This window comes from Bradyrhizobium sp. ISRA436 (assembly GCF_029910015.1).
Classification (GTDB): Bacteria; Pseudomonadota; Alphaproteobacteria; order Rhizobiales; family Xanthobacteraceae; genus Bradyrhizobium.
In genome coordinates this window covers 2,853,249-2,879,960 of sequence record NZ_CP094519.1, presented here as the reverse complement: position 1 = coordinate 2,879,960, position 26,712 = coordinate 2,853,249, and the positions used below count along the sequence as shown (strand labels likewise).

The 26,712-nt window shown below is 65.8% G+C and carries 28 protein-coding genes; 10 read left to right on the top strand and 18 right to left on the bottom strand.

What is annotated here, in order from left to right; all coding sequences use genetic code 11:
- Positions 1-11: 11 nt before the first annotated feature.
- Complete coding sequence (locus tag MTX23_RS13485) at positions 12-473, top strand: DUF488 domain-containing protein (RefSeq protein WP_280977156.1); 462 nt, start codon at positions 12-14, stop codon at positions 471-473.
- On the opposite strand, the gene MTX23_RS13480 is transcribed toward MTX23_RS13485, so the two are convergent.
- From MTX23_RS13480 to MTX23_RS13405, 16 genes are all read right to left on the bottom strand, one after another.
- Positions 470-1,387 (bottom strand): PhzF family phenazine biosynthesis protein, encoded by a 918-nt coding sequence (locus MTX23_RS13480; protein WP_280977155.1) that lies wholly within the window; start codon positions 1,385-1,387, stop codon positions 470-472. The genes MTX23_RS13485 and MTX23_RS13480 overlap by 4 nt on opposite strands.
- A 246-nt stretch (positions 1,388-1,633) precedes the next feature.
- The gene (locus tag MTX23_RS13475) at positions 1,634-2,956 is read right to left on the bottom strand and encodes an adenylate/guanylate cyclase domain-containing protein (RefSeq protein ID WP_280977154.1); all 1,323 of its coding nucleotides are present in this window, start codon (positions 2,954-2,956) and stop codon (positions 1,634-1,636) included.
- A 139-nt stretch (positions 2,957-3,095) separates the two neighbouring features.
- Positions 3,096-4,259, bottom strand: coding sequence for an ABC transporter permease (locus MTX23_RS13470; protein ID WP_280977153.1), 1,164 nt, complete (start codon positions 4,257-4,259; stop codon positions 3,096-3,098).
- On the bottom strand, positions 4,256-5,200 hold the full coding sequence (locus tag MTX23_RS13465) for an ABC transporter ATP-binding protein (RefSeq protein WP_280977151.1): 945 nt from the start codon (positions 5,198-5,200) through the stop codon (positions 4,256-4,258). Before MTX23_RS13465 ends, MTX23_RS13470 begins: the two co-directional genes overlap by 4 nt.
- A complete protein-coding gene (locus MTX23_RS13460; protein WP_280977149.1) occupies positions 5,197-5,982 on the bottom strand; it encodes an efflux RND transporter periplasmic adaptor subunit in 786 nt (261 codons plus the stop codon). Before MTX23_RS13460 ends, MTX23_RS13465 begins: the two co-directional genes overlap by 4 nt.
- Positions 5,979-6,704: a TetR/AcrR family transcriptional regulator gene (locus MTX23_RS13455; RefSeq protein ID WP_280977148.1), complete on the bottom strand. Its 726-nt coding sequence runs from the start codon at positions 6,702-6,704 to the stop codon at positions 5,979-5,981. Before MTX23_RS13455 ends, MTX23_RS13460 begins: the two co-directional genes overlap by 4 nt.
- Positions 6,705-7,008: 304 nt before the next feature.
- Entirely contained in the window at positions 7,009-7,419 is a 411-nt protein-coding gene (locus MTX23_RS13450) for a DUF2000 family protein (protein WP_280977147.1), read from the bottom strand.
- A 33-nt stretch (positions 7,420-7,452) separates the two neighbouring features.
- Positions 7,453-7,821, bottom strand: coding sequence for a DUF4189 domain-containing protein (locus MTX23_RS13445; protein WP_280978069.1), 369 nt, complete (start codon positions 7,819-7,821; stop codon positions 7,453-7,455).
- Between the two features lie 262 nt (positions 7,822-8,083).
- Positions 8,084-9,688 (bottom strand): molybdopterin-binding/glycosyltransferase family 2 protein, encoded by a 1,605-nt coding sequence (locus tag MTX23_RS13440; protein WP_280977146.1) that lies wholly within the window; start codon positions 9,686-9,688, stop codon positions 8,084-8,086.
- Positions 9,685-10,386, bottom strand: coding sequence for an XdhC family protein (locus MTX23_RS13435; protein ID WP_280977145.1), 702 nt, complete (start codon positions 10,384-10,386; stop codon positions 9,685-9,687). The genes MTX23_RS13440 and MTX23_RS13435 overlap by 4 nt, the downstream gene beginning before the upstream one ends.
- 2 nt (positions 10,387-10,388) lie before the next feature.
- Positions 10,389-10,712 carry an XdhC family protein gene (locus tag MTX23_RS13430; RefSeq protein WP_280977144.1) on the bottom strand — a complete coding sequence of 108 codons (324 nt, stop codon included), beginning with the start codon at positions 10,710-10,712 and terminating at the stop codon, positions 10,389-10,391.
- A gap of 66 nt (positions 10,713-10,778) precedes the next feature.
- Positions 10,779-11,981 (bottom strand): VWA domain-containing protein, encoded by a 1,203-nt coding sequence (locus MTX23_RS13425; protein ID WP_280977142.1) that lies wholly within the window; start codon positions 11,979-11,981, stop codon positions 10,779-10,781.
- A gap of 127 nt (positions 11,982-12,108) precedes the next feature.
- Positions 12,109-13,017: a MoxR family ATPase gene (locus MTX23_RS13420; protein WP_280977141.1), complete on the bottom strand. Its 909-nt coding sequence runs from the start codon at positions 13,015-13,017 to the stop codon at positions 12,109-12,111.
- Between the two features lie 48 nt (positions 13,018-13,065).
- A complete protein-coding gene (locus tag MTX23_RS13415; protein ID WP_280977140.1) occupies positions 13,066-13,872 on the bottom strand; it encodes a xanthine dehydrogenase family protein subunit M in 807 nt (268 codons plus the stop codon).
- Between the two features lie 83 nt (positions 13,873-13,955).
- A complete protein-coding gene (locus MTX23_RS13410; protein ID WP_280977139.1) occupies positions 13,956-14,441 on the bottom strand; it encodes a (2Fe-2S)-binding protein in 486 nt (161 codons plus the stop codon).
- Between the two features lie 255 nt (positions 14,442-14,696).
- Positions 14,697-15,143: a carbon monoxide dehydrogenase subunit G gene (locus MTX23_RS13405; protein ID WP_280977137.1), complete on the bottom strand. Its 447-nt coding sequence runs from the start codon at positions 15,141-15,143 to the stop codon at positions 14,697-14,699.
- Between the two features lie 219 nt (positions 15,144-15,362).
- Between MTX23_RS13405 and MTX23_RS13400 the strand changes: the two genes are divergently transcribed.
- The 3 genes from MTX23_RS13400 (at position 15,363) to MTX23_RS13390 (ending at position 18,191) form a co-directional block, all read left to right on the top strand.
- Complete coding sequence (locus MTX23_RS13400; RefSeq protein WP_280977135.1) at positions 15,363-16,718, top strand: 3-carboxy-cis,cis-muconate cycloisomerase; 1,356 nt, start codon at positions 15,363-15,365, stop codon at positions 16,716-16,718.
- 131 nt (positions 16,719-16,849) lie between these two features.
- Entirely contained in the window at positions 16,850-17,632 is a 783-nt protein-coding gene (gene pcaD / locus MTX23_RS13395) for a 3-oxoadipate enol-lactonase (protein ID WP_280977134.1), read from the top strand.
- Between the two features lie 166 nt (positions 17,633-17,798).
- On the top strand, positions 17,799-18,191 hold the full coding sequence (locus MTX23_RS13390; protein WP_280977133.1) for a carboxymuconolactone decarboxylase family protein: 393 nt from the start codon (positions 17,799-17,801) through the stop codon (positions 18,189-18,191).
- Here MTX23_RS13390 and MTX23_RS13385 read toward each other — a convergent pair.
- A complete protein-coding gene (locus MTX23_RS13385; protein ID WP_280977132.1) occupies positions 18,171-18,695 on the bottom strand; it encodes a hypothetical protein in 525 nt (174 codons plus the stop codon). The two genes, MTX23_RS13390 and MTX23_RS13385, sit on opposite strands and share 21 nt — an antisense overlap.
- 763 nt (positions 18,696-19,458) lie before the next feature.
- Between MTX23_RS13385 and MTX23_RS13380 the strand changes: the two genes are divergently transcribed.
- The 6 genes from MTX23_RS13380 to MTX23_RS13355 all read left to right on the top strand — a co-directional run bounded on the left by MTX23_RS13380 (position 19,459) and on the right by MTX23_RS13355 (position 25,895).
- The gene (locus tag MTX23_RS13380) at positions 19,459-20,376 is read left to right on the top strand and encodes a branched-chain amino acid ABC transporter permease LivH (RefSeq protein WP_066499910.1); all 918 of its coding nucleotides are present in this window, start codon (positions 19,459-19,461) and stop codon (positions 20,374-20,376) included.
- A gap of 5 nt (positions 20,377-20,381) precedes the next feature.
- On the top strand, positions 20,382-21,713 hold the full coding sequence (gene livM, locus MTX23_RS13375; protein ID WP_280978068.1) for a high-affinity branched-chain amino acid ABC transporter permease LivM: 1,332 nt from the start codon (positions 20,382-20,384) through the stop codon (positions 21,711-21,713).
- The gene (locus MTX23_RS13370) at positions 21,710-22,543 is read left to right on the top strand and encodes an ABC transporter ATP-binding protein (RefSeq protein WP_280977131.1); all 834 of its coding nucleotides are present in this window, start codon (positions 21,710-21,712) and stop codon (positions 22,541-22,543) included. The genes livM and MTX23_RS13370 overlap by 4 nt, the downstream gene beginning before the upstream one ends.
- Positions 22,544-22,712: 169 nt before the next feature.
- Entirely contained in the window at positions 22,713-23,453 is a 741-nt protein-coding gene (locus MTX23_RS13365; protein ID WP_280977129.1) for an ABC transporter ATP-binding protein, read from the top strand.
- 159 nt (positions 23,454-23,612) lie between these two features.
- Positions 23,613-24,731, top strand: coding sequence for a branched-chain amino acid ABC transporter substrate-binding protein (locus tag MTX23_RS13360; RefSeq protein ID WP_280977128.1), 1,119 nt, complete (start codon positions 23,613-23,615; stop codon positions 24,729-24,731).
- Between the two features lie 168 nt (positions 24,732-24,899).
- Positions 24,900-25,895 carry a P1 family peptidase gene (locus MTX23_RS13355; RefSeq protein ID WP_280977127.1) on the top strand — a complete coding sequence of 332 codons (996 nt, stop codon included), beginning with the start codon at positions 24,900-24,902 and terminating at the stop codon, positions 25,893-25,895.
- Here the strand turns inward: MTX23_RS13355 and MTX23_RS13350 are convergent.
- Complete coding sequence (locus MTX23_RS13350; protein WP_280977126.1) at positions 25,892-26,695, bottom strand: EF-hand domain-containing protein; 804 nt, start codon at positions 26,693-26,695, stop codon at positions 25,892-25,894. The two genes, MTX23_RS13355 and MTX23_RS13350, sit on opposite strands and share 4 nt — an antisense overlap.
- Positions 26,696-26,712 lie beyond the last annotated feature (17 nt).

The window sequence follows — 26,712 nt, the reverse complement described above, 5'->3', positions numbered from 1 at the left end:
ACGGAGCGGCGATGGCGAAGGCCAAGAAGCTGTTCACCATCGGCTACGAGCAGACGCCGTCGAAGGCGGTGCTCGACGAGCTCCAGCATGCCGGCGTCAAGCTGCTGGTCGACGTCCGCGCCGTCGCCTCTTCGCGCCGGCCGGGCTTCTCCAAGAGTCAGCTCGCCGCGGGCCTCGACGAGCGTGGTATCTCCTACGTTCATCTGCGCGGTTTGGGCACGCCGAAGACCGGCCGCGAGGCGGCGCGCAGCGGCAAGTACGAACTGCTGCACAAGATCTATTCGGCCCACCTCAAGACGACGCAGGCCCGGGAGGAGCTCGACGAGCTGTCGGCGCTGGTGAAGAAGTCCGGTCCCGTCTGCATCCTGTGCTACGAGCGTGACCATTCGCACTGCCACCGGCAATGGATCGCGGAGATCATCGAAGAGCGCGACGGCGTCAGGATCGAGAACCTGGTGGCGCCGCAGGTCTAGCTGCCCTCACCCGGCACGTTCAGCGTCCCTTCCATCATCTCAACGCAGCCGCCACCGACATGCACCGACGCGACGGCTCCGCCCTGCTTGCGCACCCGTGTCAGCAGCAGGCTCGGCCGGCCCATGTCGACGCCCTGCCCGATCCGCAACCGCAACTCGCCGTCGCGCAGCGGATCGATGTCCGCAAGCAACGCCGCAGCGGCGGCCGTCGCGCTGCCGGTGGCGGGATCCTCGGACATCCCGCTCGCACCCGGATGGAACATGCGCGCCTGCAGGTCCAGCGGCTGCTCGCTTGCCGGGACATCGCGCGTGTAGAAATAGACGACATCGCGCCCGATGCGCGCCCGTGCCTTGTCGAAGGCCGCGGCATCCGGCCGGGCACGCTTCAGAGCCTCGCGCGAGGCGATCTCCACCGCCAGGAACGGCAGGCCGACCGAGACGACCTGCGGCGCATGGCGATCGGTCTTCACGTCGCTCGCTGACAGCGAGAGGCACGCCGCCGCCTCGGCCGCGCTCACCTCGTTGGTCCGCTGCAGCTTCTCCGGCGCGGTCAGCTCAGCGCCGATCACCCGGCCGCCATCTGAGAGGATCTCGACCGGCACCAGTCCGGCCTTCTCCTCGAATACCAGCCGCGCCGGCGCCTTCGCGGCCTGCGTTGCCAGCACGAAAGCCGTGCCGACATTGGGATGGCCGGCGAACGGAATTTCCGAGCGCACGGTGAAGATGCGCACCTGGGCGCTGTGCGCTCCGTCCTGCGGCGGTAGCACGAAGGTCGTCTCGGAATAGTTGAACTCGGTCGCGATCGCCTGCATCTGCGCCGTCGACAGCCCGGCGGCGTCGAGCACCACGGCGAGCGGGTTGCCTCCGAATGCCCGGTCGGTGAAAACGTCGACAGTGATATAGCGCCGCTGCATCCTGCTTGTCCTCAGGCTTTGGCCGATCGTGATCGATCGGATCGCAGTGATGATAACACGGCCAAGAACACGCCCTTCAGAGCATTCGGTGCAATCAAGCCTCAGAAGCGAAACAGCTCGCGCGGCGATGCGAGCACACGCGCGCGTTCGTCGGAATCACTGACAAGCTCGTCGAGATGACGACGGGTTCAGTACTTCGAAAATACATCGATCTCTTAAAATACATCGATCTCTTAATGTGTGCCCCTACCCCAGTTGCCAGACCGGGACGGGACGGTCGTAGCCCCGCACCGGCACCTCGCCGCGCGGCACGGCATCATTGCCATCGTCGCCCAACGCCTCGCGCACGGCGGACGAGATCAGGAATCGCGAGCCGAGATCCTTGTTGAGCGCCTCTAGCCGCGCGGCGAAATTCACGGTGTCGCCGATCACGGTGTACTCCTTGCGCCGCGGCGAGCCTATGTTGCCGGCGACGACCTCGCCGACATGAATGCCAATGCCGATGCGCAGCGGCCAGTCCGACGTCTCGTTGGCACGCTCGTTGGCCGCAAGCATCTCGCGCGCGGCGGCGACCGCATGTTGCGCGGCGTCGCCGGCTTCGAACGGCGCGCCGAACAAGGCGAGAAAGCCGTCGCCGAGAAACTTGTTCACGATGCCGCCGTGACGGTCGAGGATGTCCACCAGTACCGCAAAGGCGCCGTCGAGCCGGTCCACCACCTCCTGCGGCGAGCGTGTGCGTGCGCTGGCCGTGAAGCTGCGGAAGTCGACGAACATCACCGCGACACGGCGGATGTCGCTTTGGGTGCTGGCCCCCTCCGCCATCAACCGCTCGACCACCTGCGGCGAGACGTGCTGGCCGAACAGATTGGTGATGCGGTCGCGCGCGGTGGCGGCCGTGATACTGGCCTCGAACTGCCGGCGCAGTTGCATGCCGACGGCGCCGGCGAGCACGCCGCAGATCAGGACGATCGTGCTGCGCGCAGCATGATAGTAGACACTCTGCTCCGCCGCGCCGGGACCTGCCGGGTGGAAGAACACCGCCATGTAGAACAGTTCCGACGCCGCGACGAAACCGGTGAAGGCCGAGAGCCGGAAATCGAGCCGCAGCGTCGAGAGGATGATGAAGACGAAATAGATCAGCGGCGCCACGAAGCCGAGCGCCTGCTCATGGCCCATGCTGTTGATGTGCATCCCCAGCACCACGGTCGGCAGCGAGGTCTCGACCAGGACGCCGACATAGCGCCGGATCACCGGCAAATCGCGCCCCTTGCGCATGTGCCAGGTGATCGCCCCATGCACCCACAGTTCGAACAGGATCAGCGGGACGATAACGTAGAAGACATAGACGGGGCTGAGATTGCCGTGCCAGACGCGGCTGACCGCCTCGGGCGCGAGGAAGAAGATGGCGAGACCGACCGCACCGAGCACGGCAGCGGTACCGATCAGCACCTTGATGCGGAGCAACTCCGTGGTCATGACCTCGCGCATCAGCGCGTGATGGAAGTCGGCCGATACGGACGTGTCTTGCTGCGTCGTCTTCTCGCTGGTGGTGCCCCAGAATCCCGCCATGTCCTGTACCCGGTCATTCCGGGATGGTCCGAAGGACCAGACCCGGAATCTAGAGATTCTCAGGTGCGCAATTGCGCACCCCAGTTCGGCACTTCGCACCGCCCCGGAATGACGATCACTGCCAGCAGCCATACTAACCTCAATCCAGCGTGCGGCGGAAGCGCGTCACCGCGACCGTCATCGCGAACAGCATCAGGGCAGCCAGCGCGATCGTGTCATATTGCAGGTTCTGCACCACCGCGCCTTTCAGCATGATGGCGCGCACGATGCGGACGTAATGAGTCAGCGGCAGGACCTCGCCGACATATTGCGCCCAGACCGGCATGCCCGCGAACGGAAACATGAAGCCGGAAAGCAGGATGCTCGGCAGGAAGAACATCATCGAGAGCTGCATCGCCTGCAGCTGGTTCTGCACGATGGTCGAGAAGGTGTAGCCGATCGACAGGTTGGTGGTGATGAACAGCGTGGTCAGGAGCGCCAGCAGCAGCAGACTGCCGAGGATCGGCACGCCGAACAGCAGCACGCCGATGCTGATGATCAGCGCGGCCTGGATGAAGCCGACCATCACATAAGGAATGATCTTGCCGAACATCACCTCCACGGGCTTGATCGGCATCGACAACAGGTTCTCCATGGTGCCGCGCTCGATTTCGCGCGTCACCGAGAGCGCGGTGAAGATCAGCATGGTCATGGTCAGGATGGTGCCGACCAGGCCGGGCACGATGTTGAGCCGCGATTCCGCCGCCGGGTTGTAGCGGGCATGGGCCCGGATCTCGAACGGCATCTCGGGCGGATCGCCAATATGGAGGTCGTGCGCCAGCGCAGATTGCACCAGCGGCCCCAACGCGCCCAACGCCGCGCCGGCCGCCACGGGATCGGTGGCGTCAGCCGCGACCAGCAGTGCAGGCTTGTCGCCGCGCCGCACCGCGCGCTCGAAGCCGCGCGGGATCTCGACGCCGAACAGCACCTTGCCGGACTTCAGGAGCTCGTCGAACTCCTCGACAGTGTGCACTTCGCGGGTGAAGCGGAAATAGCGGGTGTTCTCCATCGCCTTCAGGATCGAGCGGCCGATGTCCGTGTCTTCCTGCAACAGCACCGCAGTCGGCAAATTGCGCGGCGTGGTGTTGATGGCGTAGCCGAACAACAATAGCTGCATCACCGGGATCATGATAATCATGGCGAATGACACGCGGTCGCGGCGAAGCTGGATGAATTCCTTGACCAGCATCGCATAGCTGCGCCGCCAGAAGCCGAAGGCCGGCTCCCTCTCCTCGCCATTCCGGGTCACATCTGTCGCGCTCATTGGAAATTATCCTTCGAGCGGCCCATCAAATCGATGAAGACGTCCTCGAGCGACGGCTCGCTCGCCTGCCAGTGCCATTTCGCATTGTCGCGATACGGCGCAACGGCGGCTTCGAGCGCGGCCTTGTCGCGACCGGAGACGTGCAGGCTGGTGCCGAACGGCGCCACCATGTCGATCCCGGGCTTGCCGGTCAGCTCGGCCGGCAGGCCGTTGAGATCGTCGCCGGTCACCGTGTAGGTCGACAACGCGGAGTTCGCGATCACCTCGTCCACGGTGCCGCGGGCCAGCAGATGGCCGTAGGCGATGTACGCGATCTCATGGCAGCGCTCGGCCTCATCCATGTAATGGGTCGAGACCAGCACGGTGAGGCCGTCGGCGGCGAGCGCGTGGATCTCGTTCCAGAAATCGCGCCGCGCCTTCGGGTCGACGCCGGCGGTCGGCTCGTCCAGCAGCAGCAATTGCGGATTGGGCAACGTGCAGGCCCCGAGCGCCAGCCGCTGCTTCCAGCCGCCGGACAGCTCACCGGCGAGCTGTTCCTCGCGCCCCTGCAGCCCGATGCGCGCGATCATGTCGGCCGCGGCGCCGCGCGCGTCCGGCAGACCATAGAGCCGCGCGACGAATTCGAGATTCTCCCGCACCGAGAGGTCCTGGTAGAGGCTGAAGCGCTGGGTCATGTAGCCGACCTTGCGCTTGATCTTGTCGGCGTCGCGCCGGATGTCATAGCCGAGACAGGTGCCACTGCCGCTGTCGGGCGTCAGCAGGCCGCAGAGCATGCGAATCGTCGTGGTCTTGCCGCTGCCGTTGGGGCCGAGGAAGCCGTAGATCGAGCCGCGCTTGACCTGCATCGAGAGGTCATGGACCACCTCGCGGCCGCCGAACGACTTCGAGAGGCCTTCGACATGGATGGCGATGCCGTGGGCGTTGGTCGAGCCGCCGTTCATCGCTGGTCCGCCACCGGAGTCTTGGGGTTGAGATAGACGCTGATCGGTTGACCGACGCGCAAGGCATCCGGCCGGCTCGGCCGCGCCTGGATCAGATAGACCAGCTTGTTGCGCTCATCGAGGCTGTAGATCACGGGCGGGGTGTATTCGGCCGTGGTCGCGATGAAATAGATCTTCGCGGTGAGATCGGGAGCGCAGTTGTCGCAGGTGACCTTCACCTCGTCGCCGATCGCAAGCTTCGGCAGCTCCCTCTCCGGCACGAAGAAGCGCAGCTTCATGTTGCCGGGCGGCATGATCGACAGCACCGGCCGCTGCGCCTGCACCATCTCGCCCTCGCGGAAGTAAATCTGCTGCACCGTACCGGCGATCGGCGCAAAGCCCTTGCGCCGGTCCAGCCGCGTCTGCGAGGTCTTGACGCGGGCCTCGGCCACACGCAGCGCCGAGACCGCGGAATCCAGCGCCGCCTGGGTGCCCGCGCCGGTGCTCCTCAAGGACGCGGCGCGGTCATAGGTCTGCTGCGCGTTCGCCAGCGTCGCATTGCTCTGGTTGAGGTCAGCCTTCTGCAAATCGTCGTCGACGGAATAAAGCAGATCGCCGGGCTTGACCTCGTCGCCCTCGCGCACGTTGAGCTTGGTCACCCGGCCGGACTCGTCGGGGCTGACGAAGATCATGTCGGCCTCGACCCAGCCTTGGAAGCCGGGGTCCCGCTCTTCCTTGCAACCGGCGAGCGCCGCCGCCAGCGCGAGCACCGCCATCAGCTTCACCAGGTGCGACCAGGTCATGACGTCCTCCGTTCGCCGAAGACCAGATCGAGATGAACCCTGAACATCGCGATCGCATCCAGCGGCGCATGCCTGGCGAACAGGCTCTGCCAGATCACCGCGACGATCGCGGGCGCGACGAGCAGTTGCGGGAATCGCGCCAGCTCCTTCTGCCGGATTTCGCCGCGGGTGATTGCGAGCTGGATCAATGCGGTCATACCGGCCAGCCCCTTCGACACCACCTCGCGGAAATAGAAATCGGCGATCGCCGGAAAGCGCGGCCCTTCGGCCACGATCAGGCGGATGATGTCGCCGCGCCGGGTCGAGGCGACCTCGCGGATGAAGGTCTCGGCGAACCGCTCCACCGCGTCCCGCACGGGACCTGCGATGGTGGGCGGCGCCGCCAAGCGATCGATCAAGGGCACGACCGCGGTACGGATCAGCTCCTCGAACATCGATTCCTTGTCCTTGAAGTGCAGGTAGATGGTGCCCTTGGCGACCCCTGCCCGCTTCGCGACGTCGTCAAGCCGGGTCGCGGCAAAGCCGCGCGCGACGAACTCCTCCATCGCCGCCTCGACGATCGCGGCGCGCCGCTCCGCCGATTTTTCGGAGCGGTTCGCTGCCCGCCCGGCGTCGGGCGCTTTTGGCGAGGTCACCTTCGGAACGTTGGCCGAAGCGGCTCTCGCGATGGTCCGGCGCCTTGCGGCGGGTGAGGACGTCGAGGGTTGGGTGCGCTTGGTCATACGCGGAATTATGACTGACCGGTCAGTCATTGTCAACCAAGCGGATCGAAATACCCCACGGGGCTATCGCGACGTCTGCGCACGCCTTTATGCCCCGGAAGCCAAGACGCGGATGCCCGGCACAAGGCAAGGACAAGCCCGGGCATGACGAGTGTGCGGGGTGATCGAGCGTAATGTGATCCGCATATGCGATAGCCCTGCCCCGCGAGGGGGTCAGAGTCTGAGCCGCGCGCTCACCTCGCAAAACGAGTGGGAGAGCTCGCACACCGACTGCGCCCTCGCCCGGCGCGCCACGGACCTGCCGCTAGCTGTGAAACTTCAGCCCGTCGAGGATCTTGTCCACCACCTTGCGCTCGGCGCGGACGGCGAGGCCGACGAGATTGAGATCGCCGCGCGCGACCGCCCTCACCGCCTCGCGGTTGGCGGCGTCATGCGTGGTCTTGAACATGTCCTCGGTGTAGAGCGCCGGCACCACGTTGCGGCTCAACGCGCGCTCCAGCGCCCGCGACAGCGCGGCGCGATCGGCGCCGTAGATCAGGATCGGCTGGCCGATCAGGGACAGATATCTGGTCCCTGAGCCGTCTTCGTAATTCTCGCCAACGCATTCCGGAAAGGAAGCCGCGATACCGCCTGACAGAAAGGATGCGACGTTGAGCTTCTGCCAGACTTCAAGGTCGTTGCGGATCACGACCGCGATCTTGGTGTCGAACTGCATGGCGCAAATGTAGCGGCATCGCGCGGCTCAAGGCTACCCCTTGGCGTCGCAGGCCCAGGCGCGGATCACGCATTCCTTGCCGCCATATTCGTAGCATTTGCGGGTGGCGGCGTTGAGCGAGCTCGATATCTTCGGCGCCACGGCGTAGCCATGGGCGCCGCAGGGATTGGTCATGTCGATCGAGAGCGCGGCGCAGGCGCGCTTCATGATGACGGTGGTGCAATCGCCCTTGCACTGCTTCAGCGCAGCCGCGCGCGCCGCCGCTTCCGCCGGATAGTCATAGGCCTGGCCGTAGGCGCCGCATTTGCCGACCGCGAACGCACCGGCCGCCCAGGCCTTGCTGACGAAGTTTTCCGTGATGTAACGCGCGGCACCGAGCAGCAACGTCAAGACAAGAATCATCAGCGCGCGGCGCTGCGCGGCGGCGGTCGAAATGATCAAGACGGAAATCCCCCAAGCTCCGCGGCGACTGTATTCGGGGGTCGTTTCCAGATGGTGAATGGGAGCAGATGACAATCATTTGCCCCTCATGGTGAGGAGGCGCGAAGCGCCGTCTCGAACCATGAGGCCCGGCTGGTGCCATTCATCCTTCGAGACGCCGCTGCGCGGCTCCTCAGGATGAGGTCTGACAGCTCAGGAGGACGAGACGATTTCTCAGGCGCTCCTACCCGCGCCGTGCCGCTTCCAGCGCTTGGGGAGTATCGATGTCGAGGAAGGCACTCTCGCCTTCGACCGGGACCTCGGCGACCACCTCGGCGTGCTTGGTGATCAGATGACGCGCGCCGATGTCGCCGTCCAGCGTCATCAGCTCCTTGAAGAAGCGCCGTGACCACAGCACCGGATTGCCGCGACGGCCTTCGGCGACCGGCACCGCGATCAGGTGGCCGCGGTCCGGCGCGAAGGTCTCGATCAGGCGGTCGATCAAATGCGCAGAGATCAACGGCATGTCGCCGAGGCAGACGATGGCGCCGTCGGCGTTGTCGGATACCGCCGCGATGCCTGATTTCACAGAACTCGCGAGGCCGCCAGCGAAATCCGGATTGCGCACGAATTTCACCTTGAGGCCATCAAGCGCCTGCTCGACCAATTCGGCCTGATGCCCGGTGACGACGATCACCTCCGACGCCTTCGAGGCCAGCGCCTGCTCGGCGACGATGCGCACGAGCTTCTTGCCGTCGAGCTCGGCGAGCAGCTTGTTGGGGCCGCCCATCCGGGTCGAGCGCCCCGCCGCGAGCACGATCGCTGCGACGTTGCGGTTGCCTTCGGTGTCCGGAACGGTGCGCGGCTGCGGCCGCGTCACGATCTCCATCAGGAGGCCGCCGACGCCCATGCCGGTGAGGTCGGCGCGCGTCACCTTGATGCCGGCCAAGAGCCGCATCAGCACCCAGTCAAAGCCGTTCTCGACCGGCGAGCGCGCGCAGCCCGGCGCGCCCAGCACCGGCACGCCGCCGGCGCTGCCGATCAGAAGCAGATTGCCGGGATCGACCGGCATGCCGAAATGCTCGACCGCACCGCCGATCTCGGTGATCGCGGCCGGGATCACGTCGCGCCGGTCGGCGATCGCAGACGCGCCGAACACGATGACGAGCTCGGCGCCCAAGCCGAGCAATTCCTTGATCGCGGCTGCAAGCGCCGCCTCATCATGCGGAATGCGCCGCTCGGCGATGATGGCAGCGCCGGCCGGCGCCAGCCGCTCCGCGGTCACGCGCAGCGTCTTGTCGATCACCTTGGGCACGAGGCCCGGCAGCATCGTCGAGACCACGCCGACCTTCTTGATCACGTAAGGCGCGATCCGCAACGTATCCTTGCCTGCCACCGCAACTGCCGCGTCGCGCAGCCTGGCTTCGACGCCGAACGGGATCAGCTTGACGGTCGCGATCATCTCGCCTTCGACCACCGGCTTGAAGGCTGCGAGCGTGGCAAAGGTGATGGCCTCGTCGACGCCATTGATGCGGTCGACCGCGGCGCGATCGACCACGAGCACACCGGGGCGCGCGGCGAACAGATTGGCGCGGCCGGTGAAGGCGCGCTCAACATTGACGCCGTCGCCCGCCACTGCCTGTGCGATGCTGGCAGCCGCGACGTCCTCGGAGACGTCGCCCTCCTCCAGCCGCACCACGACGATCTCGTTGACGCCGGCCTTGTTGAGGGCCTCGACTTCCGCTGGGCCGATCGTGGTGCCCTTCTTGAGCACCAGCGAGCCCTGGCGGAGCGTGTGCACGGTGACGCCGCCAATCGCGTCGGCCGGACTGGCGGGACCGAACTTCATGCCGCTTCTTCTTTTTCTTTGGGAGGCAGGCGCAACTGCGCGGTGATCTCGGCCATGATGGCGACCGCGATCTCCGCCGGCGACACCGCGCCGATGTCGAGACCGATCGGCGCGTGGATGCGAGCGATGTCGCTGTCCTTCGCGCCCTGCGCGCGCAGCCGCTCGGCGCGCTTGGCATGGGTCTTCCGCGAGCCGAGCGCACCGATATAGAAGCAGCCGCGATCGAAGGCGTGCAGCAGCGCCGGATCGTCGATCTTCGGATCGTGGGTCACCGCGACGAAGGCAGTGTAGGGATCGATGTTGAGCGGCGGCAGCGCGACATCGGGCCATTCCGCCACGAGCGGCACGTCGGGGAAGCGCTCGGGGCTGGCAAAGGCAGTGCGCGGATCGACCACCGTGACGTCATAGTCCAGCGAGCGCGCCAGCGGCGCCAGCGCCTGGCTGATATGGACCGCGCCGACGATCACGAGCTTGGCGGTCGGCGCGTAGACGTTGAGGAACAGCTTCTTGCCTGCGACCTCGACATTGCCGCTCTTGCCCATCCGCAATTGCTTTGCGAGCTCGGAGCGGAGCGGATCGGCGGCGATGTCCTTGGCCTTCACCAGGCGCTGCTCGCCATTCGACGTGTCGGTGATGATGATAACCGGGCGGCGCGCGGCGCGCTCGGCGTTGAGCTCTTTCAGCGTTTCCAGTTTCACGGCTAGCCGACCTTTTCGACGAAGACGCGGATGGTGCCGCCGCAGGACAGTCCAACATTCCAGGCCGTTTCATCGGCGACGCCGAATTCCAGCATCTTGGGCTGGCCGCTCGAAATCACGTCGAGCGCCTCGGTGACAACGGCGCCCTCGACGCAGCCGCCGGACACCGAGCCGAGGAAGGTGCCCTCGTCATTGATGACGAGGCTCGAGCCGGCCGGACGCGGCGCCGAGCCCCAGGTGTCGACCACGGTGGCGAGCGCCACGCCGTGGCCCTGCTTCTGCCAGGTCTCGGCAGCCTGAAGAATGTCTTCGTCGCGGTTGAGCATGTGCGCCTCCTCTTTTGGGCATGATCTATTCGAAAAACCGGTTTCCACTTTTTCGGATCATGCCTCTCAGGCTACGGAGCGGATCAGGCTGCGATGATGCGCCGGCGGCGGGGATGACAGCGCCTCGATCAGCCCCTTGATGGACGTCAAGTTATGTACCGGGCGGAATTCGTCAACGTGGGGCAACATCATTTTGATGCCCTGGGCCTTGGCCTCGAAGCCGGAATAGCGCAGCAGCGGATTGAGCCAGATCAGGCGGCGGCAAGAGCGGTGCAATCGGTCCATCTCGAAGGCCAGTTTGGCATCGGCCTCCCGTTCTAGTCCATCGGATATAAGGAGTACGATTGCCCCCTGCCCGAGCACGCGGCGGGCCCAGAGCTGGTTGAAGCTGTGCAGCGAGGTGGCGATCCGCGTTCCCCCGGCCCAATCCTCCACCGAGGACGAGCAGCTCGCCAGCGCCTCATCCGGATCGCGCTGCCGCAACGCCCGCGTCACATTGGTGAGGCGGGTGCCGAACAGGAACACCGAGACGCGCTTGCGGGCATCGGTGATGGCATGGAGGAAGTGCAGGAACAGGCGGGTGTATTCGCTCATCGAGCCGGAGATATCGAGCAGCGCCACGATCGGCGCCGGCTTCTCGATCCGGCCGAGCTTGCGGAGATCGATGATCTCCCCGCCGGTGCGCAAGGAATTGCGGACGGTACGGCGCATGTCGAGCCGCAAGCCCCGCGCGTCCGGCTGGTAGCGGCGGGTCACGAGTTCGGCCTGCGGCAGCCGCATCAGGGCGATCTCGCGCGTAACCTCGGCGATCTCGGCCGCCGTCATCTGCGCGAAATCCTTCTTCTGCAGCACCTCCTTGTCGGAGACCGAGAGCTTCAGCTCCTGCTCCTGGGCCTGCGGCCGCTCCTCGCGGGTCGCCGGCTGCGACATCGCCTCCTGGACGCGGCGCGAGGCCGGCGGCGGCTTCTTCTTGGCGTGGTCGGGCAACGGCACCGAGTCGAGCATGCTCTTCCATTCCTCCGCGGCGCGGAAGAACAGGTCAAAGGCCTGGCGGAAGATCAGCGCGTGCTCGTGGCGCTTGACGAAGATCGCTTCCAGGGTGGCGTAGAAATCGTCGCGGTTGCCGACCTCGATCAGCTGCAGCGCATTCAGCGCGTCGATCACCGCGCCCGGACCGACCGGAAGCCCGGCCGCCCGCAGCGCACGAGCGAAACCGATGACATTGTCGGCCATATGCCCGGTCGGCGGCGCAAGGTGATTGATCGCCATCGTTGTTACCCTGTCGTTCCGGGGCACGCGAAGCATGAACCCGGAATCTGGAGATTGCGGCGCGAGATTCCGGGTTCGATGCTGACGCATCGCCCCGGAATGACGGACGCAACATGCGACGCACGAGCTAGATATCGCTCGTCGCGTCCTTCAGTGTCTTCTGCAGCGCATCGCCTTGCATGCGCGCGATATCGTCCTGGTACTTGAGCAGCGCGCCCAGTGTGTCGCCGACCACCTGCGGCGTCAGCGAGCGCGCGTCGAGCTCGGACAGCGCGGTCGCCCAGTCGATGGTCTCGGCCACGCCCGGCGACTTGTAGAAATCCTGGCTGCGCAGCGCCTGCACGAAGCGGACGACCTGCTGCGACAGCTTGGCCGAGATGTTCGGCACCCGCGACTTGACGATCGCAAGCTCGCGCTCGGCGGAGGGATAATCCACCCAGTGATAGAGGCAGCGGCGCTTCAGCGCGTCGTGGATCTCGCGGGTGCGGTTCGAGGTGATGATCACGATCGGCGGCGCCGGCGCCTTCACGGTGCCGAGCTCGGGGATCGTCACCTGGAAGTCGCTGAGGATTTCCAACAGATACGCCTCGAACGCCTCGTCGGCGCGGTCGAGCTCGTCGATCAGGAGCACCGGGGGACCGGCGACATCGGGCTCGAGCGCCTGCAACAGCGGCCGCTTGATCAGGAAGCGCTCGGCGAAGATGTCGCTTGCGAGTTGATCGCGGTCGGTGTCGCCGGAGGCTTCCGCGAGCCGGATCGCGATCATCTGCGCCGCACTGCTCCACTCGTAGACGGCAGAGGCGACGTCGAGGCCTTCATAGCATTGCAGGCGGATCAGCTTGCGCCCCAGCGCTGATGACAGCACCTTGGCGATCTCCGTCTTGCCGACGCCGGCCTCGCCCTCGAGAAACAGCGGCCGGCCCATGCGCAGCGCGAGATAGGTCACCGTCGCCAGCGACCGCTCGGCGAGATAGCCGCGCGAGGTCAAGAGCTCCACGAGCGCATCGACGGAAGTGGGGAACGCCGATGCACTCATGGAACAGCCAATCTTGAAGCAGGAGTTAGCAAAATCACGCCTTGGTATTTAGCCCTTGGCGGTCGCGGCTTCCACGGCCCTGCGTGCCAGGACGCCGATCAAATGCGCGCGGTATTCCGCGCTGCCGTGCAAGTCGCTGTTCAGCCCTTCGGCCGGAACGGTCATGCCGTCGAGCACCTTGTGCGAGAAGCGCTTCTTCAGAGCTTCCTCGAACGAGGTAACACGGAACACGCCGTCCGAGCCCGCACCAGTCACCGCGACCCGCACGTCCGACGGACGCTTGGCCACGAACACACCTACCAACGCGTAGCGCGACGCCTGGTTGCGGAATTTCACATAGGCCGCCTTCTTCGGCAGCGGGAACATCACCCTGGTGATGATCTCGTCCGGCTCCAGCGCGGTCGAGAACAGGCCCTGGAAAAACTCCTCGGCCTTGAGGCGGCGCTTGTTGGTGACGATGGTCGCGCCCAGCGCCAGCACCGCGGCCGGATAGTCGGCGGTCGGGTCGTTGTTGGCGAGCGAGCCGCCGATGGTGCCGCGGTGACGCACGGCCGGATCGCCGATCCCGCCGGCAAGCTCGGCAAGCGCCGGGATCGCCTCGCCGACGATCGGCGAGGTCGCGACATCGGCATGCTTGGCGGTGGCGCCGATCACCAGCGAGCGGCCCTTCATCTCGATCGTGTCGAGGCCTTCGATGTGGGAGAGGTCGACCAGATGCGGCGGGCTTGCGAGCCGCTGCTTCATGACCGGCACCAGCGTGTGACCGCCGGCGATCAGCTTGGCGTCCTCGTTCTTCACCAGGAGGTTGGCGGCCTGCCGCACGGTCCCGGGACGATGATATTTGAATTCGTACATTGGAATGTCCTGATCGCTTGTCGCGATATTTACTGGAGCATGATCTTTTCGGAAAACCGCTTCACACTTTTCCGGATCATGCTTTAGGCGAGGTCCGACTTCGCCATCGCCTTGGCGCCGGCGGCGATCGAAGCGACGATGTTCTGATAGCCGGTGCAGCGGCACAGATTGCCTTCCAGCTCCTCGCGGATCACCTCGTCGGTGAGATCGTGGCCCTTGCGATGGACCAGGTCGACCGCGGTCATGATCATGCCGGGCGTGCAAAAGCCGCACTGCAGGCCGTGATGCTCACGGAAGGCCTCCTGCATCGGATGCAGCGGTGCGCCGTCGGGCGCGAGCCCCTCGATGGTCCTGACCTCATGACCGTCGGCCATCACCGCGAGCGTGGTGCACGACTTCACTGCCTTGCCGTCCAGATGCACGACGCAGGCGCCGCACTGCGAGGTGTCGCAGCCGACATGCGTCCCTGTCAGCCGCAGATTTTCACGCAGAAACTGAACCAGAAGGGTACGGGGATCGACGTTCGCGGTAACGGGGTTGCCGTTCACGATCATTGAAATCTTGGCCATCAGCACTCTCTTATCTGCACTGCCGCATATCGGCAGAACAGGCGGTTTTAAATCATTCCAGACGGCATAATATGGGCGGCCCCCCCAATGAGCAACCTTTCGAGCCACTCATCCAGGGCATGGCCGGGCCGGTATGATCCGGCCTGGCGGCAGGGCTTGAGCCTTGGTTCTGGTCTTACCAGAACCAAGGCTCAAGATTCTAGTTTTGACGCGTTTTCTTGACGCGAACCGGTGTCCACTTCGCTCGAAAACGCTCTAACCCTGCACCGCCTTGGCAAAATTGGCAAAGAATTCGTCGGCGAGCTTCTTGGCGGCGCCGTTGATGAGGCGCTGGCCGAGCTGGGCGAGCTTGCCGCCGATCTGCGCCTCGACGTTGTAGCTGAGCAGCGTCCCGCCATCCTTGTCGGCCAGCGCGACGGTGGCGCCGCCCTTGGCGAATCCGGCAACGCCGCCCTCGCCCTCACCGGTGATCTTGTAGCCGTTGGGCGGGTCGAGATCGCTCAATGTCACCTTGCCCTTGAAGCGGGCGGAGACCGGTCCGACCTTCATCTTGGCGGTGGCGCGGAAGCCATGCTCGTCGGTCTTCTCGAGCTCCTCGCAGCCGGGGATACAGGCCTTCAGCACCTCGGGATCGTTGAGCTTGTCCCACACGGTCTGGCGCGCCGCCGCAAGCTGGACTTCGCCGGTCATCGTCATGGCCATGGGGGACCCTCCTCGTCGCTAGAACCTTCGTCTTTCCAACTAAAGCAGCCGGCGGACAAAGGAAAGGGCACCTTCGGAGGATGAGCGATGCATATTCGCAACCGCAGCAAGACGATCTCGCCATTCACAAAATCGCGCAATCGGCGTTGTGGTTGAAGAGCGCCGGCGCGCCATTGCCGGGCATTGGCATGGGCGCGCCGGAGTGGTTAGGTCGCACGCATGAGCACAGCCCTCTCTCCCCTGCTTGCGCCGATGCTGTCGAGCGCCGCGATGCGCGCGATATGCGACGATGCCACATACCTGCAGAACATGCTGGACTTCGAGGCCGCGCTGGCCCGCGCCGAGGCCGCCCGCGGCGTGATTCCCAGGCCAGCCGCGGGGCCGATCGGCGCCGCCTGCCGGAGCGAATCAATCGATCGCGCCGCGCTGGCGGAGGCCGCGACGCGATCGGGCAATCTGGCGATTCCCCTGGTCAAAGCGCTGACCGCAAATGTCGCCAAGGCCGATGACGAGGCGGCCCGCTACGTGCATTGGGGCGCGACCAGCCAGGACGTGATCGACACCGCGACCATGCTGACGCTGCGCACAGGGATCGACGCGCTGCTCGTCGATCTCGACCGCGCCGTCACAGGCTTTGCCAGACTGGCGCGCGCGCATCGCAACACCGCCGTGGTGGCGCGCACCTGGCTGCAGCACGCGTTGCCGATGCCGTTCGGGCTGAAACTCGCCGAATACGCCGCGGCGCTGCACCGCTCCCGCACGCGGCTGCAACGCCTGCGCAAGGACACGCTGGCATTGCAGTTCGGCGGCGCCGCCGGGACGCTGGCTGCGCTCGGCGACAAGGGTCTCGCGGTCGCCGAGCAGCTTGCGCAGGAATTGGATCTGCCGCTGCCCGACGCGCCCTGGCACACCCATCGCGACCGCATCGCGGAGGCGGCCGCAGTGTTTGCGATAACAGCGGGCAGCTGCGGCAAGATCGCGCGCGACGTCTCGCTGATGATGCAGACCGATGTCGCCGAAGCCTTCGAGCCTGCGGGCGTCGGCCGCGGCGGCTCCTCCACCATGCCGCACAAGCGCAACCCGGTGGCCGCGGCCAACGCGCTCGGCGCCGCCACCATGGCCCCCAATCTCGCGGCGACGATCTTTGCCGCGCAGGTGCAGGACCACGAGCGCAGCGCCGGCCCGTGGCACGCGGAATGGCCGATCCTGCCGACCCTGATGCTGGTCACCTCGGGGGCGCTTGCGGCGATCGTCGATCTCGCCGAGGGGCTCGAGGTCGACGCGGCGCGGATGCGCGCCAATCTCGACGCGACCGGCGGGCTGATCATGGCGGAAGCGGTGGCGATGGCGCTCGCCGAGAAGGTCGGCAAGAGCGACGCCCATCATCTGATCGAGGCCGCCAGCAAGCGCGCGGTCGCCGAAAAGAAGCATCTGCGCGACGTGCTGAGCGCGGATGCCAGGGTCGCCGCGCATCTCGACGCCGCCGCACTCGCAAGACTGTTCGAGCCGATGGCCTATCAGGGCGCCTCGCAGGCGCTGATCGACCGCCTGCTCGCATCGCTGGACGAAAAGTAGCGACGATGTCATTGCCGGGCTTGACCCGGCAATCCATCATCACGAAGAGACGCTTGTTAGACGGATGCGCGGGTCGCATGTAGGAAAGACGCGTTTCGCGCTTTTTCCCGCGCACGACGAGGGAGCACAAAATGCCAATGATCGACGCCGACGGATGCCTGCTCAATGTCCAGGTCGACGGCCGCGACGGCGGCCCGACGCTGATGCTGTCGAACTCGCTCGGCTGCACCCTGCAGATGTGGGAGCCGCAGATGAAGGCGCTGACGCAGATGTTCCGCGTCATCCGCTACGACCGCCGCGGCCATGGCAAATCGAGCGTGCCGCCCGGGCCCTACTCGATGGAGCGCTTCGGCCGCGACGTGCTGGCGATCCTCGACGACCTCAACATCGAGAAAGTGCATTGGTGCGGGCTCTCGATGGGCGGCATGGTCGGACAATGGCTCGGCGCCAACGCGCCTGAACGATTCGGCAAGCTGATCCTTGCCAATACTTCCTGCTATTACCCGGATCCGACCAACTGGTTGAACCGCATCAAGGCGGTGAAGGAAGGCGGCATCGCGGCCGTCGCCGACACCGTGATCGCCGGCTGGCTGACCGCGGATTTCCGCGAGCGCGAGCCTGAGACCACGGCGCGCCTGAAGGCGATGCTGCTCGCCTCTCCCGTTGAGGGCTACCTCGCCTGCTGCGAGGCGCTCTCCACGCTCGACCAGCGCGCGCTACTGCCCGACATCAAGAGCCCGACCTTGGTGATCGCGGGACGGCAGGACATGGCGACGCCGGTGTCCGCGGCGGAGATGATCCGCAGCGGCATTCCCGGCGCCAGCATGACGCTGCTCGATGCCGCGCACATTTCCAATGTCGAGCAGTCGCACGCCTTCACCGAAGCCGTGATCGGCTTCCTGACGCAACGCTAATGCCGTGCATTCGAACACCTCTCCCTTCGGGAGAGGTCGGATCGCATCGCAAGATGCGATCCGGGTGAGGGTTACGCTCGCTCGTAACACCTGAGCCCCTCACCCGGCGCTTCGCGCCGACCTCTCCCACGGGGAGAGGTGAAGGACCGACGGAGAGGAGACAGCCATGGACGACAATCAACGCCGCGATGCGGGCATGACGCAGCGCCGCCAGGTGCTCGGCAATGAATGGGTCGACAAGTCGATCAAGAACCGCAACGCGTTCAACACCGACTTCCAGGACCTGATCACCCGCTATGCGTGGGGCGACATCTGGACACGGCCGCATTTCGATCATCGCACGCGGCGCGTGCTCGTCATCGGCACCATGGTCGCGCTCGGCCAGTGGGACGAATTCCGCCTGCATGTGCGGGCGGCGCTCACTGAGGGCGGCTTCACGCCCGACGACATCAAGGAAATCCTGCTGCAACAGGCGATCTATTGCGGCGTGCCGGCGGCCAATCACGCCGTCAAGGAAGCCAATGCGATCATCGCCGAATTAGGGCTGCTGAAGGGATAGCTTGCCGGCCGGTGCGGCGGCCTTGGCCACGGAGGCGCCGGCCGCGGTCTTCACCGGCTTCTCGACCAGCATCACGATCGCGGTGCCGAGCAGCATCAGAAGCTCTGCCGCATGCATCCGCAGCGCTTCCAGCTCGCCGGCCTTCGAGGCCAGCAGCATGCTGGTGAAGCTGAGCACGCTGCCAAGGCAGAGCGCGACGGCGAGCGCTTCGTCGCAGCCGCCGCTCTTGCGCATCGATGGACGGGTGAGCATCACCAGGAAGACCGCGAAGAACGCCACCACGGTGATCCGTGCCAGTGCCAGGAGCCAGGCGAGCCGCACGGTCGCCATCTTGGCGAGCTGCAGATGGTCGCTGGCGTACAGCGCGATCGATACGCTCGGCCGCTCATAGAGCCCGTGGATCGGCGACACCATGATGTTGAAGGCGATGAGCGTCCACACCGGAATGAAATAAGCCGCGAGCAGCGCGCCGTTGCATGAACTGATCCGCCAATTGCTGGACATGTCGCTTCCCACGCTTGCGCGGCCCCTGGTTGCGGGCGGCGATCCGGCTTGCGACGTAACGCCGTTAGACGGCCAGCGGCAATTTAAACCCTTTGTTTACCTTAACTCGTCTGGGGATTGTCGGGGACGGTTCCGTACCCGTGCCAAAACGGGGCAAAAAGGGCAAAGATGAAAGGCCCCCTCACGGCGAGGCCCTTCCGTCAACGCTGCTCTCAGATTTTCTGAACTAGCGCCCCTGCTGGCCGGGGTTCTGGCCCTGACGGCCTGGATCCTGCTGCTGCTGGCCGGGCTTGGCGCCGCCGCCCTGCTGCTGTCCGGGCATCTGACCCGGGTCTGGCTCTGCTGGCCCGGCTTTTGATCTTGCTGGCCCGGGTTCTGGTTCTGGCCGCTCATGCGGTATCGCCCTTGTGCTTCGTGAGGCATGGAAGCAACGCATCGGCCTGATCCGGAGTTGCGCGGGAACAACAGTTCCGGCGTGATCATTGCAAGGCAAAGGCCTGTCTGACCTGTGATAGCGGAACCGCACCCTCCAAAGTAGTTATGTACAAGCCCGTTACGCGGCAGCCGGCGCTGTTGCCGCCGCCGTAGTTCCGCTGTTAGAAAATGACACGACGCGTCGGCTCAGGCTGCCGGGGCCCTCGCCGCGTCACTCTCGACGAAGCGTTTTCAAGCGAAGTGGAGACCGGTTCGCGTGAAGAAAACGCGTTCAACCCAAAACGAGGGCCTGCTTGGTTCTCAATCGAACGGGCTCTAGCGGCAGCGCATGGATTATTTCGCCCAGCAACTGATCAACGGCCTCGTGCTCGGCTCGATCTACGGCCTGATCGCCATAGGCTACACGATGGTCTATGGCATCGTCGGCATGATCAACTTCGCCCATGGCGACATCTTCATGATCGGCGGCTTCATCGCCCTGATTTCGTTCCTGGTGCTGGTCTCGCTCGGCCTCACCGCGATCCCGGTGATCCTCCTGATCGTGCTGCTGGTCTCGATGGCGATCACCGCGCTTTATGGCTGGACCATCGAGCGGATCGCCTACCGGCCGCTGCGGCATTCGTTCCGCCTCGCGCCGATGCTCTCGGCGATCGGCATGTCGTTCGTGCTGACCAACTTCTCGCAGGTGTCGCAAGGCGCGCGGGTTAAGCCGGTGCCGCCGATCATCACCGGCGGCTACACGCTGCATGAAGGTGCAGAGGGCTTCGCGGTGCAGCTCTCCAACATCCAGATCCTGGTGGTGCTCGCCACCATCGTGGTGCTTGCCCTGTTCACCTGGCTGGTCTCGCGCACGCGGCTCGGACGCGACATGCGCGCTTGCGAGCAGGACCAGACCATGGCCGCGCTGCTCGGCGTCGATGTCGACCGCACCATCTCGATGACCTTCGTGATCGGCGCCGCGCTCGCCGCCGTCGCCGGCATGATGTACCTGCTCTATTACGGCCTGGTCGATTTCTTCATGGGCTTCGTCGCCGGCATCAAGGCGTTCACCGCTGCCGTGCTCGGCGGCATCGGCTCGCTGCCCGGGGCGATGCTCGGTGGGCTCGCGATCGGCCTGATCGAGACGTTCTGGTCGGCCTATTTCTCGGTCGAGTACAAGGACGTCGCGGCGTTCTCGATCCTGATCGTGGTGTTGATCTTCATGCCGACCGGCCTGCTCGGCCGTCCCGAAGTCGAAAAAGTCTGACGAGGCTGCACTACGTGAGCGCGACATCAGCCCGCCCCCACGCCTCGCAGCCTTCGGGCGGCGCCTTCATCCTCAAGAAAGCCCTGGTCAGCGCTGCTGTCGCACTGGTGCTGTTCTCGCTAATGATCGGCACGCGCACCGAAGCCGGTCCGGAAGGCAGTCTGATCTACTGGACGCGGTTCGGCGATCTCGCCGCCATCGTCGCGACCGTGTTCGGCGGCAGCATCATCGTCGAACTGTTGCGGCAATGGTGGGGACCGGTCGACACCGACCGGGTCGTTCCGAAGCCGCTGCGCGCCGCGACGTCCTTCGTGGGGCGCTGGCTCGCGCCGGCGCTGCTGGCCTTCACCTTGTTCGTCCCGGTGATCTTCTACGACCAGCGCTACATTCTCGACCTCGCCATCCTGGTCCTGACCTATGTGATGCTCGGCTGGGGGCTGAACGTCGTGGTCGGCCTCGCCGGCCTGCTCGATCTCGGCTACGTCGCCTTCTATGCGGTCGGCGCCTATTCCTACGCGCTGCTCGCCACCAATTTCGACCTGTCGTTCTGGGTCTGCCTGCCGCTCGCCGGCATCCTGGCGGCGTGCTGGGGCGTGATGCTCGGCTTCCCCGTGCTGCGGCTGCGCGGCGACTACCTCGCCATCGTCACGCTCGCCTTCGGCGAGATCATTCGCCTGGTCATCATCAACTGGCAGGACCTGACCGGCGGCCCGAACGGCGTATCGGGGATTCCGCGCCCGACCGTGTTCGGTATCCCGCTCGACGACAGCGATGACGGGCTCGCCGCCAAGCTCGGCATCGAGTTCTCGCCGACCCACCGCCTGGTCTTCCTGTTCTACCTGATCCTGGCGATGGCGCTGATCACCAACTGGGTGACGATCCGGCTGCGCCGGCTGCCGATCGGCCGCGCCTGGGAGGCGCTGCGCGAGGACGAGGTCGCCTGCCGCGCGCTCGGCATCAACACCACCACGACCAAGCTGACGGCGTTCGCCACCGGCGCGATGTTCGGCGGCCTTGCCGGCGCGTTCTTCGCCACCCGTCAGGGCTTCATCAGCCCGGAATCCTTCACCTTCCAGGAATCGGCGCTGGTGCTCGCAATCGTCGTGCTCGGCGGCATGGGCCCGCAGCTCGGCGTCGCGCTGGCAGCGCTTGCCATGATCGGCGGCTTCGAGCTGTTCCGCGGCCTCGATCAATACCGCATGCTGGTGTTCGGCATGGCCATGGTGCTGCTGATGATCTGGCGGCCGCGCGGGCTGATCGGCCATCGTGCGCCGACCGTGTTCCTCGAGCGGCAGCAAGCGATCTCGTCCGACCTCGTCAAGGAGGGCCACGGATGAGCGGCGACAACATCCTCACCGTCGACCATTTGATGATGCGCTTCGGTGGCATTGTCGCCGTCAACGACCTCTCCTTTGCTGCTGAACGGCGCAAGATCACCGCGTTGATCGGCCCCAACGGCGCGGGCAAGACCACGGTCTTCAACTGCATCACCGGCTTCTACCGGCCGAGCGGCGGCGCCATCCGGCTGGCCCATGACGACGGCCGTGTGATCCAGCTCGAGCGGTTGAACGATTTCCGCATCTCCAGGCAGGCCAAGGTCGCGCGCACCTTCCAGAACATCCGGCTGTTTCCGGGCATGACCGCGCTGGAGAACCTGATGGTCGCCCAGCACAACGCGCTGATGCGCGCCTCCGGGCTGACCTTCCTCGGCCTGATCGGCGCGCCGACATGGCGGCAGGCCGAGCAGCGCGCCATCGAGCTGGCGCGGACCTGGCTCGGTCGTGTCGGGCTGCTCGCGCGCGCCGACGACGCCGCCGGCAACCTGCCCTATGGCGACCAGCGGCGCCTCGAGATCGCACGCGCGATGTGCACCGAGCCCGCGCTGCTCTGTCTCGACGAGCCGGCGGCCGGCCTGAACGCGCGCGAGAGCGGCGCGCTCAACGAGCTCTTGCTGTCGATCCGCGCCGAGCAAGGCACCTCGATCCTGCTGATCGAACACGACATGTCGGTCGTGATGGAGATCTCCGATCACGTCGTGGTCATGGACTACGGCGTCAAGATTGCCGAGGGCACGCCACAAACCGTGCGCGACGACCCCAAGGTGATCGCCGCCTATCTCGGCGCCGACGAGGAAGAGGCCATCGCGGTGATGGAGAGCACCCCGTGAGCGCGGCAGACAAACTCCCCACCTCCCCCTGCAAGGGACTCATGCTCGTCCGTTCTCCATCATCGTCATGCCCGGGCTTGTCCCGGGCATCCACGCGTTTCCGATCACGTGGCGAGAAAGACGTGGATGGCCGGGACAAGCCCGGCCATGACCGTTGCCGGGAGGTTCGATGAGCTCGACCACACCCCTCCTCGCGGTCCGCGGCCTCCGCGCCGCCTACGGCAAGATCGAGGCGCTGAAGGGCGTCGACATCGAGATCAATCCCGGCGAGATCGTGGCATTGATCGGGGCCAACGGCGCCGGCAAGTCGACGCTGATGATGACGATCTTCGGCAAGCCGCGCGCTCGCGCCGGCCGGATCGAGTTCGACGGCCACGACATCACCGGCGTTCCGACCCACGAGATCGCCCGGCTGCGGATTGCGCAGTCACCGGAAGGACGGCGGATCTTTCCGCGCATGAGCGTGGCGGAAAACCTGCAGATGGGCGCCGATGCGACCGACAGCAGCGAGGCCGAACGCGCCGTCGCGCTCGAGCGCGTCTTCGCATTGTTCCCGCGCCTGAAGGAACGCATCGCCCAGCGCGGCGGCACGCTGTCGGGCGGTGAGCAGCAGATGCTCGCGATCGGCCGTGCCCTGATGAGCCGGCCGCGCCTGTTGATGCTGGACGAGCCCTCGCTCGGCCTGGCGCCGCTGATCGCGCGGCAGATCTTCGAGGCCATCCGCACGCTGAACCGGCAGGATGGCCTCACCGTGCTGATCGTCGAGCAGAACGCCAACCACGCGCTGAAGCTCGCCCATCGCGGCTATGTCATGGTCAACGGCCTGATCACGCTGGCCGGAACCGGCAACGAATTGCTGCAGCGCCCGGAAATCCGCGCCGCCTATCTGGAAGGCGGCCGCCGCGGCTAACTCGCGCTGCGACGCCCCTGCATCAGGATGCTGCGCGCGAAGCGTCGATTTGCCTGAAAATTGCCGGTGACTTCGCCGGGAAATCAGCCGACAATGGCGCCGGTTATTGAACCCGCCTGCCGGGTTCTTCCCAAGAGGCAACGACCACGAGGACTTGTCATGAAATCATTGAAGCTCATCGGCCTGGCTTTGGGCGCTTCGTTCGCATTGTCGGCGAGCGCGTTCGCGCAGGACATCACCGTCGCAGTGGCAGGCCCGATGACGGGCTCCGAATCCGCTTTCGGCCGGCAGATGAAGAACGGTGCCGAGATGGCGGTCGCCGATATCAATGCGGCCGGCGGCGTGCTCGGCAAGAAGCTCGCGCTTGAGACCGACGACGACGCCTGCGATCCCAAACAGGCTCGCTCGGTGGCGGAGAAGATCGGCAGCTCGAAGATACCGTTCGTGGCCGGTCACTTCTGCTCGTCGTCCTCGATCCCGGCGTCGGAAGCCTATGCCGACGGCAACGTTCTGCAGATCACGCCGGCCTCGACCAACCCGCTGTTCACCGAGCGCAAGCTCTGGAACGTGGCACGCGTCTGCGGCCGCGACGACCAGCAGGGCTTGGTCGCCGCCGACTACATCATCAAGAACTTCAAGGGCAAGAACGTCGCGATCCTGAACGACAAGACCACCTACGGCAAAGGCCTCGCCGACGAGACCAAGAAGGCGCTGAACAAGGCCGGCTTCAAGGAGAAGATGTTCGAGTCCTACAACAAGGGCGACAAGGACTTCAACTCGATCGTCTCCCGCCTGAAGCGCGAGAACATCGACCTGGTCTATGTCGGCGGCTACCATCAGGAAGCCGGCCTGATCCTGCGCCAGATGCGCGACCAGGGCCTGCAGACAGTGCTGATGGCCGGCGACGCGCTGAACGACAAGGAGTTCGCCTCGATCACCGGCCCGGCCGCGGAAGGCACCCTGTTCACCTTCGGCCCCGATCCGCGCAACAAGCCGACCGCGAAGGCGATCGTCGAGAAGTTCAAGAGCAAGAATATCGATCCCGAAGGCTACACGCTCTACACCTACGCCGCGATGCAGGTCTGGACGCAGGCCGTCGCCAAGGCCGGCACCACCGACCCCAAGAAGGTGATGGCCACGATCAAGGCCGGCGACTGGGATACCGTGCTCGGCAAGATGGGCTTCGACGCCAAGGGCGACATCAAGGCGATCGACTACGTCGTCTACAAGTGGGACGCCAAGGGCAACTACGCCGAGATCAACCCGAAGGGTTCCTGAGATCGTTCTGATCGCAATCGGACGACAGCGCAAAACGTCCCGGCAAGCCGGGGCGTTTTTTGTTGAGCGTTCGGCAATACCTACCGCGCGTGCGCGCGCATTGCGGTTGATGCAGCCGGCGCGGCTGCTATATCCGATCCAGGGCAGCAGGCACGAACGGATCGCATCGTGAAAAACCTTCTCACCGACATTGCCGGCGTCAGCGTCGGCCACGCCGACGACGCCGCGATCGCCTCGGGCGTCACCGCCATCATCTTCGACAGGCCGGCGGTGGCCTCGATCGATGTCCGCGGCGGCGGTCCCGGCACCCGCGAGGATGCCCTGCTTGCGCCGCAGAACGTCGTCGAGGCGATCGACGCCATCACGCTGTCCGGAGGCTCCGCGCTCGGGCTCGATGCCGCGGGCGGCGTCCAGGCCTGGCTCGCCGAGCGCGGCCGCGGCTTCCGCATTCGCGACGCGGTGATCCCGATCGTGCCGGGCGCGATCTGCTTCGATCTGCTCAACGGCGGCAACAAGGCGTGGGGACGCTTTCCGCCCTATCGCGATCTCGGCTACGCGGCGGCGAGCGCGGCAACGAGCGACTTCCGGCTCGGCAGCGTCGGCGCCGGCATGGGCGCGACCACGGCCGGCTTGAAGGGCGGCCTCGGCTCGGCGTCGGCCAGGACCGACGACGGCGTGACGGTCGCAGCGCTCGCGGTGGTCAATGCCGTCGGCAGCGTGACCATCGGCACAGGCCCCTGGTTCTGGGCCGCACCGTTCGAGGTCGACGGCGAGTTCGGCGGCCGCGGCCTGCCGCCGTCGTTCACGCCGGACATGCTGAAGGTGCGGCTGAAGGGCGGTGCGGACGCGACCGCCGCGGAGAACACCACGCTCGTTGTGGTCGTGACCGACGCGCAATTGACCAAGCCGCAGGCCAAGCGGCTTGCGATGATCGCGCAGACCGGCATGGCGCGAGCGATCTATCCGGTGCATGCGCCGCTCGACGGCGACGTGGTGTTTGCCGCAGCCACCGGCGCAAAGCCGATCGACCCGCTGTTCGGCCTGACCAGTCTCGGCGCGGTGGCGGCCAACACGGTGGCGCGGGCGATCGCACGCGGCGTCTATTCAGCGACCGCGCTGCCCTTCCGCGGCGCGCTGCCGACCTGGCAGGACCGGTTCGGCTAGGCGCTGACCGAAACCGACGGCGACGCCTGCGCGGAGATCGCCTGCGACTGGCGCTGGATCAGCTGCTCGATGAAATTGTAGGACGAGGTCGCGTTGCTGGAGGCGGACGACGACGCGGCCGGCATCGTCAGCGTCACCTTCGAGCCGTCGGCGTAGGTCGTGGTGGTCGTGGTCGACCCGTCGCTGTTGGTCACCGAGGTGGTGGTGGCGCCGTCGAGCGACTGCGTCAGCGGATCGGAGCCCGAACCGCCGGCGCCGCTGCTGGAGCCGGCGCCATCGGTCGAGCCACCGGCCATGTGATGGTGATGGTGGCCACCCTTGTGGCCCTGCAGCGCCTGCGCCATCTCGTTGAGGCTGACAGTGCCGTCGCCATTGGTATCGAGCTTGGAGAACACATCGTCGGCCTGCGCGACGTTTGTGCCGCCGGCGCCGAGCGCGCTCTCGAATTCGGACTTGGTGATCTGGCCGTCGCCGTTGGTGTCGATCGGGGAGAACAGGTCCTTCAGCGCGTCCGACCGGCTGGTCGAGCTCGAACTGGTCGTGCCCTTAGTCTGCGACTGGCCCTGCGCGGCGAGCAGCGCGCTCATCGTCTGCGGCGAGATCTGCGTGGTGCCGCTGCCCGATCCGACGCTCGTACTGCTGCTGGTCGAGGTCGACGTGGCCGTCGAGGGGTCGAACAGGCCGGTGCCCTGGTTGGACCCAGCCGTCTGCGTCTGCGCCGTCGCCTGGGGCGACTTCGACGATATCAAGGAGCTCAAGAGATCGATGGCGGACGACGCAGCGCCAATGGCAAACAACATGGCAATACTCCGAACAG